This window comes from Empedobacter sp. UBA5528 (genome assembly GCF_002426075.1).
Taxonomy (GTDB): Bacteria; Bacteroidota; Bacteroidia; order Flavobacteriales; family Weeksellaceae; genus Empedobacter; species Empedobacter falsenii_B.
On the sequence record NZ_DINY01000035.1, the window covers coordinates 1 to 17,550 of the forward strand.

Annotated in this window: 18 protein-coding genes; 2 read left to right on the top strand and 16 right to left on the bottom strand. The window is 32.1% G+C overall.

Annotated elements, in window-relative coordinates; translation table 11 throughout:
- Positions 1–341: 341 nt before the first annotated feature.
- The 4 genes from B4L98_RS08020 to atpD all read right to left on the bottom strand — a co-directional run bounded on the left by B4L98_RS08020 (position 342) and on the right by atpD (position 5,024).
- On the bottom strand, positions 342–1,349 hold the full coding sequence (locus B4L98_RS08020) for a homoserine O-acetyltransferase family protein (protein WP_038336140.1): 1,008 nt from the start codon (positions 1,347–1,349) through the stop codon (positions 342–344).
- 30 nt (positions 1,350–1,379) lie between these two features.
- The gene (locus B4L98_RS08025; protein WP_291047430.1) at positions 1,380–2,687 is read right to left on the bottom strand and encodes an O-acetylhomoserine aminocarboxypropyltransferase/cysteine synthase family protein; all 1,308 of its coding nucleotides are present in this window, start codon (positions 2,685–2,687) and stop codon (positions 1,380–1,382) included.
- 449 nt (positions 2,688–3,136) lie between these two features.
- Positions 3,137–3,430, bottom strand: a complete 294-nt coding sequence (locus B4L98_RS08030; protein WP_280038257.1) for a F0F1 ATP synthase subunit epsilon — start codon at positions 3,428–3,430, stop codon at positions 3,137–3,139.
- Between the two features lie 85 nt (positions 3,431–3,515).
- Positions 3,516–5,024, bottom strand: coding sequence for a F0F1 ATP synthase subunit beta (gene atpD / locus B4L98_RS08035; RefSeq protein WP_114998651.1), 1,509 nt, complete (start codon positions 5,022–5,024; stop codon positions 3,516–3,518).
- 188 nt (positions 5,025–5,212) lie between these two features.
- Between atpD and B4L98_RS08040 the strand changes: the two genes are divergently transcribed.
- Complete coding sequence (locus B4L98_RS08040; protein ID WP_286495649.1) at positions 5,213–6,142, top strand: bifunctional riboflavin kinase/FAD synthetase; 930 nt, start codon at positions 5,213–5,215, stop codon at positions 6,140–6,142.
- Between the two features lie 36 nt (positions 6,143–6,178).
- Here B4L98_RS08040 and B4L98_RS08045 read toward each other — a convergent pair whose 3' ends face one another.
- The 4 genes from B4L98_RS08045 to B4L98_RS08060 all read right to left on the bottom strand — a co-directional run bounded on the left by B4L98_RS08045 (position 6,179) and on the right by B4L98_RS08060 (position 9,571).
- On the bottom strand, positions 6,179–7,216 hold the full coding sequence (locus tag B4L98_RS08045; RefSeq protein ID WP_291047426.1) for a hypothetical protein: 1,038 nt from the start codon (positions 7,214–7,216) through the stop codon (positions 6,179–6,181).
- The gene (locus B4L98_RS08050) at positions 7,213–7,755 is read right to left on the bottom strand and encodes an RNA polymerase sigma factor (RefSeq protein WP_291047424.1); all 543 of its coding nucleotides are present in this window, start codon (positions 7,753–7,755) and stop codon (positions 7,213–7,215) included. The genes B4L98_RS08045 and B4L98_RS08050 overlap by 4 nt, the downstream gene beginning before the upstream one ends.
- Positions 7,756–7,907: 152 nt before the next feature.
- Entirely contained in the window at positions 7,908–8,903 is a 996-nt protein-coding gene (locus tag B4L98_RS08055; RefSeq protein ID WP_038336152.1) for an aspartate-semialdehyde dehydrogenase, read from the bottom strand.
- A 257-nt stretch (positions 8,904–9,160) separates the two neighbouring features.
- Positions 9,161–9,571, bottom strand: coding sequence for a BrxA/BrxB family bacilliredoxin (locus tag B4L98_RS08060; protein WP_038336154.1), 411 nt, complete (start codon positions 9,569–9,571; stop codon positions 9,161–9,163).
- 112 nt (positions 9,572–9,683) lie between these two features.
- Here B4L98_RS08060 and rnpA point away from each other — a divergent pair, with 112 nt between their 5' ends.
- Positions 9,684–10,064 carry a ribonuclease P protein component gene (rnpA, locus tag B4L98_RS08065; RefSeq protein WP_125350577.1) on the top strand — a complete coding sequence of 127 codons (381 nt, stop codon included), beginning with the start codon at positions 9,684–9,686 and terminating at the stop codon, positions 10,062–10,064.
- 44 nt (positions 10,065–10,108) lie between these two features.
- On the opposite strand, the gene B4L98_RS08070 is transcribed toward rnpA, so the two are convergent.
- The 8 genes from B4L98_RS08070 to B4L98_RS08105 all read right to left on the bottom strand — a co-directional run bounded on the left by B4L98_RS08070 (position 10,109) and on the right by B4L98_RS08105 (position 17,542).
- Positions 10,109–10,309, bottom strand: coding sequence for a hypothetical protein (locus tag B4L98_RS08070; protein WP_125350576.1), 201 nt, complete (start codon positions 10,307–10,309; stop codon positions 10,109–10,111).
- 14 nt (positions 10,310–10,323) lie between these two features.
- Positions 10,324–10,938 carry a MarC family protein gene (locus B4L98_RS08075; RefSeq protein WP_125350575.1) on the bottom strand — a complete coding sequence of 205 codons (615 nt, stop codon included), beginning with the start codon at positions 10,936–10,938 and terminating at the stop codon, positions 10,324–10,326.
- Positions 10,939–11,022: 84 nt separating this feature from the next.
- Positions 11,023–11,775 (bottom strand): LytR/AlgR family response regulator transcription factor, encoded by a 753-nt coding sequence (locus B4L98_RS08080; protein ID WP_219034073.1) that lies wholly within the window; start codon positions 11,773–11,775, stop codon positions 11,023–11,025.
- Between the two features lie 8 nt (positions 11,776–11,783).
- Complete coding sequence (locus B4L98_RS08085; protein ID WP_291077949.1) at positions 11,784–12,506, bottom strand: CPBP family intramembrane glutamic endopeptidase; 723 nt, start codon at positions 12,504–12,506, stop codon at positions 11,784–11,786.
- Complete coding sequence (locus B4L98_RS08090; protein WP_291077951.1) at positions 12,507–14,027, bottom strand: histidine kinase; 1,521 nt, start codon at positions 14,025–14,027, stop codon at positions 12,507–12,509.
- Between the two features lie 66 nt (positions 14,028–14,093).
- Positions 14,094–14,720 carry a hypothetical protein gene (locus B4L98_RS08095; protein ID WP_291077953.1) on the bottom strand — a complete coding sequence of 209 codons (627 nt, stop codon included), beginning with the start codon at positions 14,718–14,720 and terminating at the stop codon, positions 14,094–14,096.
- Between the two features lie 165 nt (positions 14,721–14,885).
- Positions 14,886–16,679, bottom strand: a complete 1,794-nt coding sequence (locus B4L98_RS08100; RefSeq protein ID WP_291077955.1) for a BatD family protein — start codon at positions 16,677–16,679, stop codon at positions 14,886–14,888.
- Positions 16,679–17,542, bottom strand: a complete 864-nt coding sequence (locus B4L98_RS08105; RefSeq protein WP_114998633.1) for a tetratricopeptide repeat protein — start codon at positions 17,540–17,542, stop codon at positions 16,679–16,681. Before B4L98_RS08105 ends, B4L98_RS08100 begins: the two co-directional genes overlap by 1 nt.
- Between the last annotated feature and the right edge of the window lie 8 nt (positions 17,543–17,550).

Below are 17,550 nucleotides of genomic sequence, written 5' to 3' on the forward strand. Positions count from 1 at the left end.
CTACTCGTCTTTCGTATTGCGGTTGCAAATATACGGCTGGATTATTCGTTTTTCCAAACATACTTTACTTTTATTTTACATTCTAATCTTAAGTCGCTGGTACAATGGAAAATATTTTTTGTTTTTTTTAGATATGAGAAGTGAGATACGAGGTTTTAAAAGATAAAAGCCCGTTTTTACCGCAGAAAATGATTAGACGTTTTGCTTTTCTTGAACAAAAGAAAAGCAAAATGGATACTTTTGAAGGAACTACTCGGGAGAAATTCTACGAAGTAGAATCTATTTATAAATAAAAAAAGCTCGAATAAATCGAGCTTCATATAATTATTCATTCCATAATATTATACGAGATGTTCCAAAATTGTATTTAATTCTTGTAATTCGACCAAGAAACCATCGTGTCCAAAAATAGAATCAATTTCGATGAATTTTGCATTTGAAATATGATTCGCTATAAATTTTTGCTCACTTGGCGGAAATAATATATCCGAAGATATACCTATAACTATTGTATTGGATGAAATTTGAGCCAATGATTTCTCTAAAGACTCTCTCTTTCGAGCCAAATTTTGTGAATCCATCGCTTTCGAAAGTGTCCAATATGAATGTGCATTAAATCGATTTGCTAATTTTTCACCTTGATATTTTTGATAAGAAGACGCTTTGAAATCGTTGTAAACAGAATCCTTGTCTTTTTGCTTCTGTTCATATATAATATAGGTACGATAAGACAACATCGCAATTGTACGCGCCGCAATCAATCCATTTCTTCCTCCATCCTCAATTTTATCGTTAAAAGTTGAATCGGCTTCGATAGCCAAACGCTGCGATTCGTTGAACGCAATTCCCCATGGAGAATGTACCGCATTTGTCGCCAACAAAACCAAATTATCCACTTTAACTTGATCAAGTAACGTAAATTCTAACGCTTGTTGACCACCGAGTGAACCACCTATTAATAAATGAATAGTTGAAATTCCTAAATGATCTGCCAACAATTGGTGCGCATTTGCCATATCTTTTATCGTAATTGTAGGAAAATCTCGATAATAAGGCGAATTTGTTTCAGGATTTGTAGACAACGGATTTGTCGTTCCATAATTAGAACCAATCACATTGGCGCAAATAATAAAATGATCTTTTGGATTGAATAATTCATTTTCTCCAAAAAGACCAGCCCACCAATCAAAAACATCCGAGTTTGCCGTTAAAGCATGACAAACCCAGATGATATTATTTTTTTCGGGATTCAACGTTCCCGCTGTATGATAAGCAATGGTTAAATTTTCGAGAATTTGACCATTTTCTAATTGAAATGGCTTTGTATAATTATATTGATAAAAATTCACTGAATTAATTTATAGCTAATAATACTTTGTTTACTTAATTTTATCAAAAGCTCGCTGAAGATCATTTTTGATATCATCAATATATTCAATTCCGACAGAAAGACGCAATAAACCAGGAAAAACTCCAGCAGATTTTTGTTCATCATCGCTCAGTTGTTGATGAGTTGTTGCAGAAGGATGAATAATTAACGATTTTGCATCGCCAACATTTGCCAAATGACTAATCAATTCTAAACTATCAATAAATTGATTCGCTTTGTCTGCATCACCTTTAATTTGGAATGATAAAACAGCTCCGAAACCATTTTTCAAATATTTTTTTGCCAAATGATGACTTGGAGAAGTAATTAATCCAGGATAATTCACTTTTTCAACTTGCGGATGAAGTTCTAACCAACGCGCAATTTCTAACGTATTGTCCAAATGTTTCTGAACTCTTAACGACAACGTCTCTAAACCTTGTAACAATAAAAAAGAATTGAACGGTGAAATTGCTGGACCAAAATCGCGCAAACCTTCGACGCGGGCACGAATAATAAACTGAATATTACCAAAAGGACCATTCACTCCAAAAACATCGGAAAAAACTAAACCATGATAACCTTCTGATGGTTCAGAAAATTGTGGAAATCTACCATTACCCCAATTATAATTTCCACCATCCACGATAACTCCACCGATAGAAGTTCCGTGTCCACCGATCCATTTTGTTGCAGATTCTACGACAACGTTTGCTCCATGCTCTAAAGGTTTGAAAATATAACCGCCCACACCAAACGTATTATCCACAATAAATGGAATGTTATATTTTTGTGCAATTGCAGCGATTGCTTCAAAATCTGGAACATTAAAACTCGGATTTCCTATCGTTTCTGCATAAATCGCTTTTGTATTTTCATCAATTAATGATTCAATTTTTGCTGGATCTGCATCTTCAGCAAAGCGAACATCAACACCTAAACGCTTAAAACCAACTTTGAATTGATTATATGTTCCGCCATAAAGATTAGAAGCCGAAACAAAATTATCTCCTGATTCTAAAATATTATTTAAAGCAATAAATTGTGCCGCTTGTCCCGATGAAACAGCTAATGCCGCAACACCACCTTCCAGCGCAGCAATACGTTTTTCGAAAACGTCAGTTGTTGGATTCTGAATTCTTGTGTAAATATTACCAAATTCTTTCAAAGCAAATAAATTTGCTCCGTGTTCGGCATCATTAAATACATAAGAAGATGTTTGATAAATTGGAACAGCGCGAGAGCCTGTTGATGGGTCTACTTCTTGACCTGCGTGTACTTGTAAAGTATCGAAATGTAATTGTTTTTCTGTTGACATAATAAAATTGTTTTGAATGTGACTACGATTAATAAATAGTAGGGTAGGTTAGTTAGCTAAAATTAGCAGCTGCACATTCGAATTTTACTATTGATACAATTATAGATGCTCTGAAGCAGGACGCCGTGTCCAAAAGAATGTTTTTTAGAATTGTACTTCATCTTTAAAAAAATTATTCATTTCTAACTACACTTTGTAGTTTTATATTTTATGTGAAATTAGAATAATTTTCTAAATAATAAAATTTATAATTAGTTTTTAGAAAATAAATCTATTAAATTGATTTAAAAAGAATATTCATGCCAAAAAGTTAAAAATATTTCTTTCGAAATCTATAAAAAGGATTTAAACAGAATAAAATTTGAAGTAAAAAAGAGAATATTAAGTAGAAAACATAAAAAAAGGAGATCAAAATTGATCTCCTTTTAAGTTTTATGATAAAAAAGTAATTAGTTTGCTAAAACGATTACTTTATTATTGCTCATTTCAATTGTTCCTCCTTTGATATCTAACAATAATGTAGATTCGTTTGATGGAGAAGTGTAAACTTTGCCAGATTGATTATCGAAATCTTCGAAAGTTTTTGTGTGAACTTTAATTTTAATTGTTCCTTCACCTAAAGTTGCAACGATAGGAGCGTGGTTATTTAATAACTGAAATTCACCATCTTTACCTGGTAAAGTAACAGCATCTACTTCTGCATCGAAAACTACGAATTCTGGCGTAATAATTTGTAAGTGCATAATCCTATTGTTTTTAAAAAAAAGAGTACTTAGCAACTTTCAAACAGAAAAGAAACGTAAGCACTCTTTATATGGTTAAATTATATTATTTAGCTTCTGCTAACATTTTTTCTCCAGCTTCAATCGCTTCTTCGATTGTACCACGTAAGTTGAATGCAGCCTCAGGATATTGGTCAACTTCACCATCTAAGATCATGTTGAATCCTTTGATTGTATCTTTGATATCTACTAAAACACCTGGGATACCTGTAAACTGTTCTGCAACGTGGAATGGTTGAGATAAGAAACGTTGGATACGACGTGCACGGTGTACAACTAACTTATCCTCTTCTGATAACTCTTCCATACCTAAAATCGCGATGATATCTTGTAAAGCATTGTAACGTTGTAAGATTTCTTTTACACGTTGTGCTGTTTCGTAATGTTCTTTACCAATAATTGCTGGTGATAAGATACGAGATGTAGAGTTCAATGGATCTACCGCTGGGTAAATACCTAATGAAGCAATTTTACGATCTAATACCGTTGTAGCATCTAAGTGCGCGAAAGTCGTAGCTGGCGCAGGGTCAGTTAAATCATCGGCAGGTACATATACCGCTTGTACAGAAGTAATAGATCCGTTTTTAGTAGATGTAATACGCTCTTGCATAGCACCCATTTCAGTTGCTAATGTTGGCTGATAACCTACGGCTGATGGCATACGTCCTAATAAGGCAGAAACCTCAGAACCTGCTTGTGTAAAACGGAAGATATTATCTACGAAGAATAATACGTCACGTCCTTGACCTTGTCCATCTCCATCACGGAAATATTCAGCTAATGTTAAACCTGTTAAAGCAACACGAGCACGTGCACCTGGAGGTTCATTCATTTGTCCGAAAACGAAAGCTGCTTTAGACTCTTTCATGTTTTCACTGTTTACTTTAGATAAATCCCAAGATCCACCTTCCATAGAGTGCATGAAATCTTCACCGTAATTAATTAATCCAGCTTCAATCATCTCACGCATTAAGTCATTACCTTCACGAGTACGCTCACCAACACCAGCGAATACAGATAAACCTCCGTGTCCTTTTGCGATGTTGTTCATCAACTCCTGAATTAATACTGTTTTACCTACTCCGGCACCACCAAATAAACCAATTTTACCACCTTTTACGTATGGCTCTACTAAGTCAATTACTTTAATACCTGTAAATAAAACTTCTGCAGATGTTGATAATTCTTCGAATTTTGGAGCTGGACGGTGAATAGGTAAACCATTTTCTTTGTCTAAATTCCCTAAACCATCAATAGCATCTCCAACTACATTAAATACACGTCCTTTGATGTTTTCTCCGATAGGAACCATAATTGGTTTTCCTAAAGCGATAACTTCTTGACCTCTTTGTAAACCATCAGAACTATCCATTGCGATACAACGTACAGTATCTTCACCGATGTGTTGCTCAACTTCAAGAATTAATGTTTCTTTTCCTTGACGAGGAACCTCTAATGCATCATAAATATTTGGAAGGCCTTCTGCGTTATCAAAAATAACGTCAATTACAGGTCCAATAACCTGTGCAATCTTACCTTTCTTTTGATTTGCCATTATATGAAATGATTTAGTTTATTTTATTTGGGTGCAAAGGTAAGTTAAAAACATTGTATAATTTATATACTTTTTAAGATTTTTGTCATAATATTTTGATTAGTAATCAGAATATTACAATCAAAGGAAATTAAAAATAGATTTGAAGTTCGATTTGAAAGCCTTAATTTTGTGCAAAATCATTTTTAGTGAACGTTTATCAATCCTTAGAAGAAATCAAACCAATCAAACGTCCTGTCCTTACTTTGGGCATGTTTGATGGTGTGCACATTGGACACCAATCTATTCTAAAACAACTCAATACAATTGCAAAAGAAATTGATGGAAAAAGTGTTTTGATTACTTTTAATCCACATCCTCGAATGGTTTTACAACCAAATTGTGATCTTAAATTTTTGAACACTTTAGAGGAAAAAGAAAATGTTTTGCGTCAATTTGGGTTAGAACATTTGATTATTCAAGCGTTTACAACAGATTTTTCGCAAGTAACTTCTGTCGAATTTGTCAAGAATTTATTGGTTGATAAAATTAATATTGATACGCTAGTGATTGGCTACGATCATCATTTCGGGAAAAATAGAGAAGGAAATTTTGAACAATTACAAGTTCTTTCGAAAAAATATGGTTTCAATTTGATTCAATTGCAAGCTGTCGAAGAAAATGATGTGGCGGTGAGTTCTACAAAAATTAGAAATGCACTTATCGAAGGAAATATCGCGTATGCGAATAAAGCGTTGAACTATCAATATCCGCTTTCTGGAGAAGTTGTTCATGGTGACAAAATTGGTCGTACACTTGGTTTTCCTACCGCTAATTTACAAGTTGATCCCAATAAATTAATTCCAAAAGATGGCGTTTATGCGGTTGATGTTTTTGTGGATGATCAGAAATATTTAGGTTTATTAAGCATCGGATTTAGAGAAACGGTTACCAATTCTCGTGAACATCGAGTAGAAGTGAATATTTTGGATTTTGATCGAGATATTTATGGAGAAACAATTCGCCTTGAATTTTTAGGACATTTGCGAGATGAAAAGAAATTTGATTCGTTAGATGATTTAATCATCGCGATGAATCAAGACAAAGAAAATGCAATAAATTTATATGGAAATAATTAAAAAAAGGTTCGCTAAAAGCGAACCTTTTTTTAATCTCTATTTATTATAATATTTAAATATTTCTTTTTTATTTTTTTCCAAAACTCCCAAAAGCGTCGCATCAACCTTTGGTTCGTTTGTTATTAAAACAATCTTATCATTTACTTTCTCAAATGTAATGACAAGATTATTCGTTGTACTTTCAAACGAAATTTTATCTTTTAATTTCTTTTGTAATTTAAAATTAGTACGTAAAATATCCGATTTTACTGTAAACTTTAAAGGTTTATAAACAATTGCAGATTTGTCAATTACAGATTTTTTTGGCGAAACTTCCATCACCGAAGCTGTTTCTAACGAAGCATTTGCAGCACGTGTTTCTGCAACAACCGTCATTTTCATCACATCAGAAGTATCTTTTAGCTTAGCATTTTGTCTGCTTACACCATTTGCAACTACAATACCAGAAGCTTTTCCAGCTAACTTATCCGAAATAACTGAATCTTTTATAGAACCCAAATTCTGATTACTTGTTTTAGCATATTGTCTTTCTTTTTCTATTGAATCTAAAACCTTAGAACGAGCTTCCATCGCTTGCGGTGCTGATAAAGTAACTGGAGCATTCGATGCAGAAGCATTAGATAATTGAGGAAAATATCCTTCGTCAGCAATTACACTAGCAGAATGTCCTTCAATTACTTTATAAACAGGCTGTTTTGTAACTTTATCATTCTTTACTATTTCTAGAGGTTTTTCCAAATCTTTATCTTTCGATTCCAAAACCACTATTTCTTCTTGTTCAGCAGGCGATTGCTCGATAACTGGGACATTTGTTTTGACAATTTCAAGTGAATTTTCTCTATTTTCAGTATTAATATTCTCGATAAAAAGCACAAAGTAAGGAATCGCAATCAACGCGAAAACGGCAGCAGAAAACCATACACTCGAAACAAATTCGCGAATAGGTTTCTTCTTCTTTTCCTCCTTCTGCAAACCAGATTCAATACGTTTCCACACCAAATCACTCGGCTTTTCGCCGACTGTTTCGCTACTTCTTGATCGAAATAAATCTTCTATTGGATCGTTTGTGTTCACGATAAATTTGATTTTATATTTTCATTCTTACTTAACATATCCTTCAATTTCGTCTTCGCTAAATTAAGTTGCGATTTAGATGTTCCTTCTGTAATGCCCAAACTTTCGGCAATTTCTTTGTGCTTATATCCCTCAATAACGTAAAGGGTAAACACGAGACGACAGCCTTCGGGTAGATAATCGAGGAGTTTCATCACATCATCTTCTTCGATTTGTTGCGAAGCTTCTTGATTAGATGAAATAGAAGAGGAGTAATCGTCTACATTAAGGTGAAAAATTTTATTTTTCCGCAACTCCATCAAACATTCATTAATCATAATTCTTCGCATCCATCCTTCAAAACTTCCTTCGAACGAATAATTTTCAAGATTCTGAAAAATCTTCAAAAAACCTTTTACCAACGCATCTTCCGCTTGTTGTATATCGGTAAAATAACGTTTACAAACCGCAAAAAATCGCGCATCATATTTTTCGTAAAGCAGCCGCTGTGCTTTCGAATCATTGTTGATACAAGCTTTTATGAGTTGTTTTTCGTCCAAAATACTTTTTCTTTCTCAGTGTTTAGATGCGAAAATTACGCTTATGGTTGCTTTGATAGCGTAAAATATTTGTTAAAGTTCTGAAAACTTATTCATTAAACATAAAAAAGTCGCTACAAGAGCGACTTTATATAAGTTTTTAATTGAAAATATTATCCAACTAAATTGTGTTTTACTAGATATTCTGCAATTTGAACCGCATTTGTAGCTGCTCCTTTGCGTAAATTATCCGCAACAATCCAACAATTTAATGCATTTGGTTGAGATAAATCACGACGAATACGACCTACAAAAACATCGTCTTTCCCTTCTGAATAGAAAGCCATTGGATAAGTATTTGTGTCTGGATTATCTTGTACTGTTACACCTTCCTGTTCTGCTAATAATTTGCGAACTTCGGCTAAATCAAAATCATTCTCAAATTCAATATTCACCGACTCCGAATGTCCTCCTTGCACAGGAACACGAACCGCAGTAGCTGTAATATTCATTTCATCCACACGCATAATTTTACGAGGCTCACGAGTCAATTTCAATTCTTCTTTTGTATAACCTGTTTCTTCATCAAACACATCACAATGAGGCAATGCATTTTTGAAAATTTGGTATGGATAAACTTTCGCTACATCACGTCCTTCAATTTCTCCATTCAATTGCTCCACAGCATCTTTACCTGTTCCCGTAACTGATTGATAAGTAGAAACAACTACACGTTTAATTCCGTATTTTTTGTGTAAAGGATTAAGAACCATTACCAATTGAATCGTTGAACAGTTAGGATTTGCGATAATTTTATCATTTGTTGTTAAAATATCTGCATTGATTTCTGGTACAATCAACGGACGATCTGGATCCATTCTCCAAGCCGATGAATTGTCAATTACAGTTGTTCCGACTTCTGCAAACTTAGGCGCCCACTGTTTGGAAGTTTCTCCACCTGCTGAAAAGATTGCGATATCAGCTCGCATTTCTACAGCATCCTGCATTGATACAATTTTGTATTCTTTTCCTTTGTATTCAATAGTTTTTCCTATTGATCTTTCTGATGCTACTGGTATAATTTCAGTGATTGGAAAATTTCTTTCTTCCAAAACTTGGAGCATAACTCTGCCGACCATTCCGGTAGCGCCTACGACTGCTATTCTCATTTGTTTATTAAATAATATATTAAAAAATTTCGAATTGCTAATTTACAGATTATTTTGATACATTTTTCTCTATTTCATAGGTTTAGCAATCAATTTGATATGATATATTTTATGTTATGATGTTAATTCAGGTTTTTAAACTTTTCCTCGAATTAAAATTTATAAAACTCTTTTTTATAAGAATTTTGAACACAAAAAAAGTGGAACAAATTGCTCCACTTTTTAAAATATTTTTGAAATAACCTTCAAATTTAGTCTTAAGCAAACTCGTTGTAAGCTGCTTTTAAATTTTCTGCGATAGCTGCTGCAGAGTGTCCTTCGATGTGGTGACGCTCTAACATATGTACTAATTCACCATCTTTGAATAAAGCAACAGCTGGAGAACTTGGAGGAAATGGAGCAAAAAACTCACGTGCTTTTGCTACAGCATCTTTATCAAATCCTGCGAAAACTGTTGTTAAATGTGTAGGAACTTTATCATTATCTAATGACATTACAACTCCTGGTCTTGCAGCACCTGCAGCACAACCACAAACACTATTTACCATTACCAAAGTTGTTCCTTCTTGTTTGATTGCTGCTTCTACTTGTTCTGGAGTAGTTAAATCTTCAAAACCATTAGAAGTCAACTGAGCCTTCATCGGCATTACTATTTCTGCTGGATACATATTGTTCTTTTTTTGTTTTAAATAAAAATAAATTATTTTCAAAGTTACATAATTCTAAAACTTTTTAGAATACTTACTTTTGCAGTTACAAATTTACGTAGAATTTAGCAATATGAAATTGACTTTTGGTAAGAATGAGAAACTTAAAAGCAGAAAAGCATTCGATGAATTGTTTTCTGATGGAAAAACATTTGTTTCTCATCCGATTAGATTTGTCTACAAAATCAAACCGAAAGCGGATTACAATATAAGAGTAGGAGTAAGTGTTGGAAAGAAAAAATTCAAACACGCGGTTGATCGAAATTTATTGAAACGTCGTGCTAAAGAAGCTTACAGATTGAATAAATTGTTACTTGAACCTAATGAAAATTATTCGGTTGATTTGGTGATGATTTATACTTCTACAAAACATCAACCTTTTGAGGTGATAGAACAATCTGTCAAAACTTTATTAGAAAAATTAAACGAAGCGATACAAACAAAAAAAGATTAATCCTAGGATTAATCTTTTTCATTTATTATAAGTTGTAAAACTGTTTATTTCTTAAGATTTGCTTGCAATCTGAAAAAACTAAAGTATACAGATACTAAAATTAATCCACAAACTGATGCTCCAATTCCTAAAACGCTACGAAAGTTTTCTTCAGCCATAAAACCAGCTTTATAATCCATCTCATATAGGTTGTAACCTAAACCTATCAACAAAACGATTGTCGCGATATAAATATATGTTTTCATTAGATAATGAATTTTTAAATTTTAATTTCATTCATAAACAATGCACCGATATTTGACGTAAATAATTTGATTGCGATTGACAATAAAATTACTCCAAATACTTTTTTCAGTACCGATAAAACGCCAGGTCCCATCCATTTTTCGAGTTTTCCTGCGAATTTCAGCACCAAATATACGATTAACATATTTAATATAATCGCTATCACAATGTTAATATCTGCAAACTGCGAACGAAGCGAAAGTACAGTTGTCAACGATCCCGCACCCGCAACTAACGGAAACGCAATAGGAACGATGGATGCAGAGTTAGATTCGACTCCTTTCTGGATCTCAATTCCTAAAATCATTTCAATAGCGATGATAAAAATCACAAATGCACCAGCCACAGCAAATGACTGAACATCAACACCAACTAATTTCAAAATTTTTGTTCCGAAAAACAAAAACGAAATCATCATAATTCCTGCTGCAATCGAGGCTTTTTCGGACTGAATATGTCCAACTTTGCTCCGAATTCCTACAATAATTGGAATACTTCCTAAAATATCGATAACTGCAAAAAGTACGGCGAAAGTTGTTCCGATTTGATTGAAAGAGAATTTCTGAAAAAATGATATTATATTTTCCATTCGTATTTAGTTATAATTAATTGGTTGATGCAAAAATAGAAGTTTTTATGAACAATTTTTCATAAAAAAGCAATAAATCAATTCTTAATCCAACCAATTCTTAAAATCTGCCACTTTTTCGCGACTCACAATCATATCTTGTTCATTGTAAGTATTCAAAATTATTTTTAATCTTGAATTAGAATACATTGTAATTTCTTTAATCGAATCGATTTGGATGATTTGACTACGATTAATTCTAAAAAACTTTTTCGGGTCGATTTGTTCTTCCACTTTATCCAACGAAAAATCTACCAAATAATTTCGGTTTTCTTTTGTATGAATATACGTTGCTTTGTTTTCGCTAAAAAAACATTCGATATTATCGATTTCTATAATTTTGATTGATGTTCCTATTTTAATCGAAAAACGTTCTTTAAATTTTTCTGTTTGATTATTCGAAAAAAGACTTTTCAATTCATTTAGATTGAAACTTGAAGATGCTTGCTGAAATTGTCTTTCAAATTTTTCAATAGCAAACTTCAATTCCTCTTCATCAACAGGTTTCAACAAATAATCAACCGAGTTTAGTTTAAACGCTTTCAATACATATTCGTCATAAGCAGTCGTAAAAATAATCGCAGACGAAACATCTACTTGATTAAAAATCTCAAATGATAACCCATCTGATAACTGAATATCCAGAAAAATTAAATCAGGATTTGGATTCGTTTTCAACCACGCTACACTTTCTTCTACAGAGTGCAACATTTCGTGTATTTGATAACCCAATTTTTCTACACGTCGCTTTAATAAACGCGCTGCAGGCTTTTCATCTTCTATAATTAGTATTTTCATAGTTTTTTTTAAGTTAATTCACGAATCGGTTTTCTTTCAAAAATTTTGTTCCAAACAAATAATAAAGCAAGTATAATGACAAAAATGATCAATGTTGCAAGATTTGTCTTAGCCATTAAAGCGTGAATTGTAGCTGGAACGATAATCGATTTTGTTCGAATTGTTGAAAAAGTTAATACAAAAGAAAAAACAATGCACAATAACATAAAAATTCCAAAACCTCCAAACTGATCGAAATCTTTAAAAATAAATAAGTGCCAAACTGCCCAAAATATTCCCGTTATAATGCTTTTTATTATCCAAAATATATTGCCTAAAGCATCATTCAAATAACCTCGCCACGTATATTCTTCCATAATATCATAAAGCAACGTAACAGAAATAAAAATCGCTGCCCACAAATGTTTATTAATTCCGTAATCGTTATTTATCCCATAAATTGAATAACCAACGAGTAATATAAATGGAAAAATCAATGTTTTTAAACTTTCTTTTCCTAAAAGAGAAACTTCTTTTTTAACCTTAGAGAATTTATAGAAAAGTAAACTAATCAGAAAAATAATCAACCCATGATTCATATTCCAAGGCAGTTGAAAATCAACTAAACCTCCAAAAATCAATTGTATAAAATTAGGACATTTACGAATCAGAAAAGTTCCTATCAATATCAATCCATAAAAAATGATTATTCTAATCCAATTTGTTTGCTTTATTTGACTTATAAAATTCATTTACTGCCACTTTTTATTTTGCTCTTTCTCCAAGATTTCTTTCGCTTTATTTTCTTCCCAACCAGAACCATACGCAAAAACTTTGACAGCATTTAGCGCAACTCCCAATCCCCAACCTAAAACTGGCCAATAAAACCACCAATGTCCATTACTTGTAACTAAATTCAGAATAAAAAAGAATAAACTCATTACAACATAAGTTCCTAAATGCGCATAAAACTTTTTCAATTCTTTTGCGCGTTCAATTGCACGTAAATAAGCCTGTTGTTCGTCAAAATTTTGTGTATTCATAGTTGTATTTTTTTGTGTTAATATGGGAAGTTCTACACGAAATAGTTGTTCATTTTTTTCGATATTCACTTCTCGATTAGAAATTAATTGATAACGATTAATAATATTTTTCAGTCCAATTCCAGTTGAGTCTTTAATGGTTTCTTTTGGTTGGAAAGAATTTTCAATGATCAAATAATTATCTTTTTTATAAATTTTAATTTTAAGAGGTTTTTGATCAGATACAATATTGTGTTTGATTGTATTTTCTAATAAAATCTGCAAAGAAAGCGGCACAATAAATTCGGTTTCAGAAAAAGTTGTTTGCTCAATTTCGAAATCGATGCTATTTTCAAATCTTAATTTTAGAAGGTTGACATAAGTTTTTGCAAAATTTATTTCTTCTTGAATCGACACAACTTCTTTGTCTTTTTGTTCTAAAACATAACGATAAATCTTGGAAAGCGATGTTGTAAAATCTATCGCATTATCTGGATTTTCTTCGATCAAACCAGTTAAAACATTCAGACTATTAAATAAAAAATGTGGATCTAATTGATTTTTTAAAGTTTCGAATTGTGCTGTTGCTGTTTCCGCTTTTGTTGATTCGATAACAATTTTACGTTCTAATTTATTTTTCTTTCGATCGATAATAAAGAATAAAAACAAAAAGAAAATCGTGATAACTGCAACTAAAAGATAATTTATCGTTTGGTCGTAAAAAATGTCTTTTTGTAAAAGAGTATTAACAAATTTCACGAACACGAAATACAAAACCATTGTATAAAAAATAGAACGTAAAAAATACTTTCTTATCACTTTATCTGGCTTCGGAGAATCTGGAACATCAATTCGATAATCATTAAAAACACTTGTATTTACAAAAGATGCTGCTATACTGAACGAAAAATATCCAATAAAATATTTGATGGCTTCTGGATGAAAAAATTGATTGAATGTTACATTTGGTGACGTAAAAAATATCACACTATAAATCATCACATTTACAACGAACAAAATCAGTAAATTTCGTAGAATCAACTTTTTGTCAGAAACGATAATACCATCTAAAAACTTATAAAATACAAGACCCAAGAATAAAAAATGTAAAGAATATCCTATAACGAGTCCAAATTCAAAACTTGATTTAACAGGTAAAGTAATTTGCTCTTTATCAAAAACAATTACAAAAACAGCAAACGTAAATACTAAAGAAAATAGTCTTAAGTAATTTTTATAATATTTATCCATATCAAGCAATTAAATTAATAAGCCAATAAATAACTTCGTGAATAAATTGTGCAACTAAAGCTATCATTATAGTACGTTTTTACATTCGTTATTCAACAAGGCTTCGGCACGATCTTTTCCCCATTTGGGTTCGTTATTCTTTGGCTTTTCAGCATCAAATAAAGCTAAAGATTTTTTTACATTTTTACAATCTTGTGTAATATCCATTCCACTATATTTTGCAGCATTGATATTGAACTCAGACAAACCTAAAACAGAACGTGGATTAGTAGGGTCTAACATCAACGATTTTTGATAGATTTGTACTACTTCTGGATAATAAATTGCTCCATTTTGCATTGGATTCTGCACAATTTCTGCTGTTAAATACAACGCTTTTAAATTTAGAATTTCTACATTTAATGGATTATTTCTGACTAAATCATCGATTTGAGTTTTTACATTCAAAAGAATTTCTTCATTTTTAGTAATATCTTTTGATTCGAACGTTTTCAAAACTTCAGAAAAAGTCAAGTAATATTTAGGCAACCATTCATTTGGATAATCATTTATTAATTGCTTAAAATTAGCTTCAGAAGAATGATTTCCTTTGTTCCATTCCGTTAAAGTTTTATTCATATCTGATTCAAAATTCTTTTGTGCAAAAGTTGATATAGCGAATAAAATTGAGATTGTTAAGAAAATTGTTTTCATCATTTGTGTTTTTTTATTTGTTGAGTCAAAGTTCTTACAAACACTTCTTGTTTGAAATTATATGTTACCGAATTGTCAATTTTTGAGGATGAGTTGTAAGGACAAAAATAAAAGGGACAACTCAAAACTGAGATTGTCCCTTTTACTATCTAAAAAACTTGAAATTTATTTTCGTAATAATTCTTCGGAAATATTTTGCGTAGCTTCGAAAACTTCTTCTAAATTTTGATGCAAACCACCAAAGGCATATTTAGCTTGTCGTGCGTTGTTCAGCAATAATTTCCATTGTTCTACGGCTAATTCACTAACACCATTTTCGATCAATTTATTTGCAATCACCTCGTCAGAAAAATGAGCTAAATCTGTATTCGTTTTTAATAGCCCGGCATTACACAAAATATTTTCTTGTAATTGATAAAAATCTTTTTGGTCTTCAACATTTATTTTTTGCTTCAATTCATCTAATTCAGCAGAAATTTGACTCGAATTTATCGTTGGTTTTTCAACAAAAGTAAACTTTTGGGTTTCTGTTTTTGGTTGATATGATTCAAAATTATTTTGCTCGTTAAGAGGTTTTATTTTTGGTTCAATTTTTTGTTTTTGTGTCGGGTTATTTTTCTTTCTCATCAAAAATAAACTTCCGGTACTCAATGCAATTACACCACCAGTTAACCACAACCAACCGCTTTTTCCTTCTTTCATATCGTTCGTCATTTCTTCTATTTTATCAGAAATTGTCGAATCTGGTGAATTAGAAGCCACAGCCGTTGCAGAAGAAGTTTTAGAACCTGAAACAGACAAATTAATCGAATCTGATTTCAAGGTTACATATTTCTCTTTAACAGGATCGAAATAACTAAATTCTACAGGCGAAATCGTATATTCTCCTCCAAAATTTGGGACAAGAACTGTTTGCTCAGCAACTTTTCCTTTCATTCCTGTATCATAGGTTTTATATGCATCGCGTTTTTTCGGTGCGAATTTTTCTAAATTTTTTGGCGTCGTAATTTCAGGTAAATTAATCGTATTAAAGTTTCCTGTTCCAATAATTTCAACATCAAAATTCACACTTTCATTGGTTGCAACTTCTTTTTTATCAACCGAAGCGTTCATTTTAAATTGACCAACTGCACCGCTAAAATTCTTTGGCTTTCCTTCTTCTGGAAGTGCTTTTGCATTAATCACAACTGGATTACTACGCACTTCTACAGGTTCCGCACCATACGTTGTTGGCAATACCACATCTACCGAAAACGGATCTATTTCTATCTTTCCTGGTTTTTGAGGAAAAACATAATAACGTGCAATTTCTTCAGAGAAATATTGTTTTCCTCCAACAATTTCTTGCTTGATATTTTCGGGAGAGCTTTTTACAATTTTAGGGCTTAATCCGTCTAAATTTCCTTGACGAAAGTTTTGTTTACGATTAAGATAAGATAAATCTTTTACGTATAATTTTACTGATAAACCAACTTGTTCGTTCACATAAGGATTCGTTTTCGAAACTTTACTTTGTAGAAAAACAGGCTGCGAAGTATTGCTTCTAAAATTGTTGTGCGTCAACCCCGTTCCTTTCACTACAACATCGACAGGTTTTGATTTATAGGTTTTTCCATTAATCACAATTTTAGCAGCTCCAATGCGATATTTACCTTCTTTTTCAGCAACAAAAGCAAGGATAATTCCTTCTTCTATCACTCCTTTTCCATTCACATAAGAAACATTTTGCGAGCGTTGTTCACCTACAATTTGTAATCCATTATGTGGAGGATATTTCATTGGTTGATCAATCGAATAACTATCTGTATTAGATTCGATAAAAAAGCCCACGTTAAATGCTTCTCCTAAACTGACCTGTGTTTTATCTGCATCAGATTTAAAAGAAATTTGTTGTGCTAACGCTGTGATAGACGTTAAGGCAAACACTAAAAAGCTATTTAAAACGCTTGTCGTTGTCATTACCAATCCTTAGATGTTGTTGTTCGTTGTTTTTCTGCTTTTTGTTGAATAATTTTTCGTTGGGTTTTGGCTTCCTGATTTTGCAATGCTTTTAGCAAACCGTCTCCCAAATTATTCTTTGCATTATCTTGTTCTTTTCCGTCTCCATTATTTCCTTGTTTGATTTCTGGAGATTGATTATTTCCTTGTCCTTTATTGTTTCCATTTTCACCACCAGCTTTCGGATTTCCTCCTTGATTTTGCTGTTTCTGCTGATCAGATTGTTGTTGTTGAGATTGATTCTGATTCTGATTTTGCTTTTGGTTATTTTGGTTTTGTTGATTCTGTTTATTTTGCTGCTGTTGTTGTTTTTGCTGATTATTTTGATCTTGTTTGTTTTGATCTTTATTATCCTTATTATTTTGATCTTTTTGTTTCTCACGTTCTTTTTCTAACATTTTTTTTGCTAATGCATAGTTGTAACGTGTTGCATCATCTTTTGGATCATTTCGTAAGGCTTGTTTGTAATTATCAACAGCATTTTGATAATCTTTTTCCTGCATAAAAGCATTTCCTAAATTGTGATAAGCCAAATGTTTATCATTATTCGTTTTAGATACTTCAGCAGAACGTTTGTAATGCGCTATACTTTCTTTGTAACGTTTTTGTTGAAATAAAGCATTTCCTAAATTGTAATTTGCTTTGACAGAAGTTGGATCTTCCATGGTAGCTTTCTTGTAGGCAACTTCTGCATTATCAAATTTTCCTTTTTGATAATACTCGTTTCCTTCAATAATGTAGCTTTTCGCTTTCGATTGACTATAACCAAAAACGGATAAAAGCATTATTCCTAAAAATCCTATTTGTTTTAAAAAGTACATCATTTTACCAT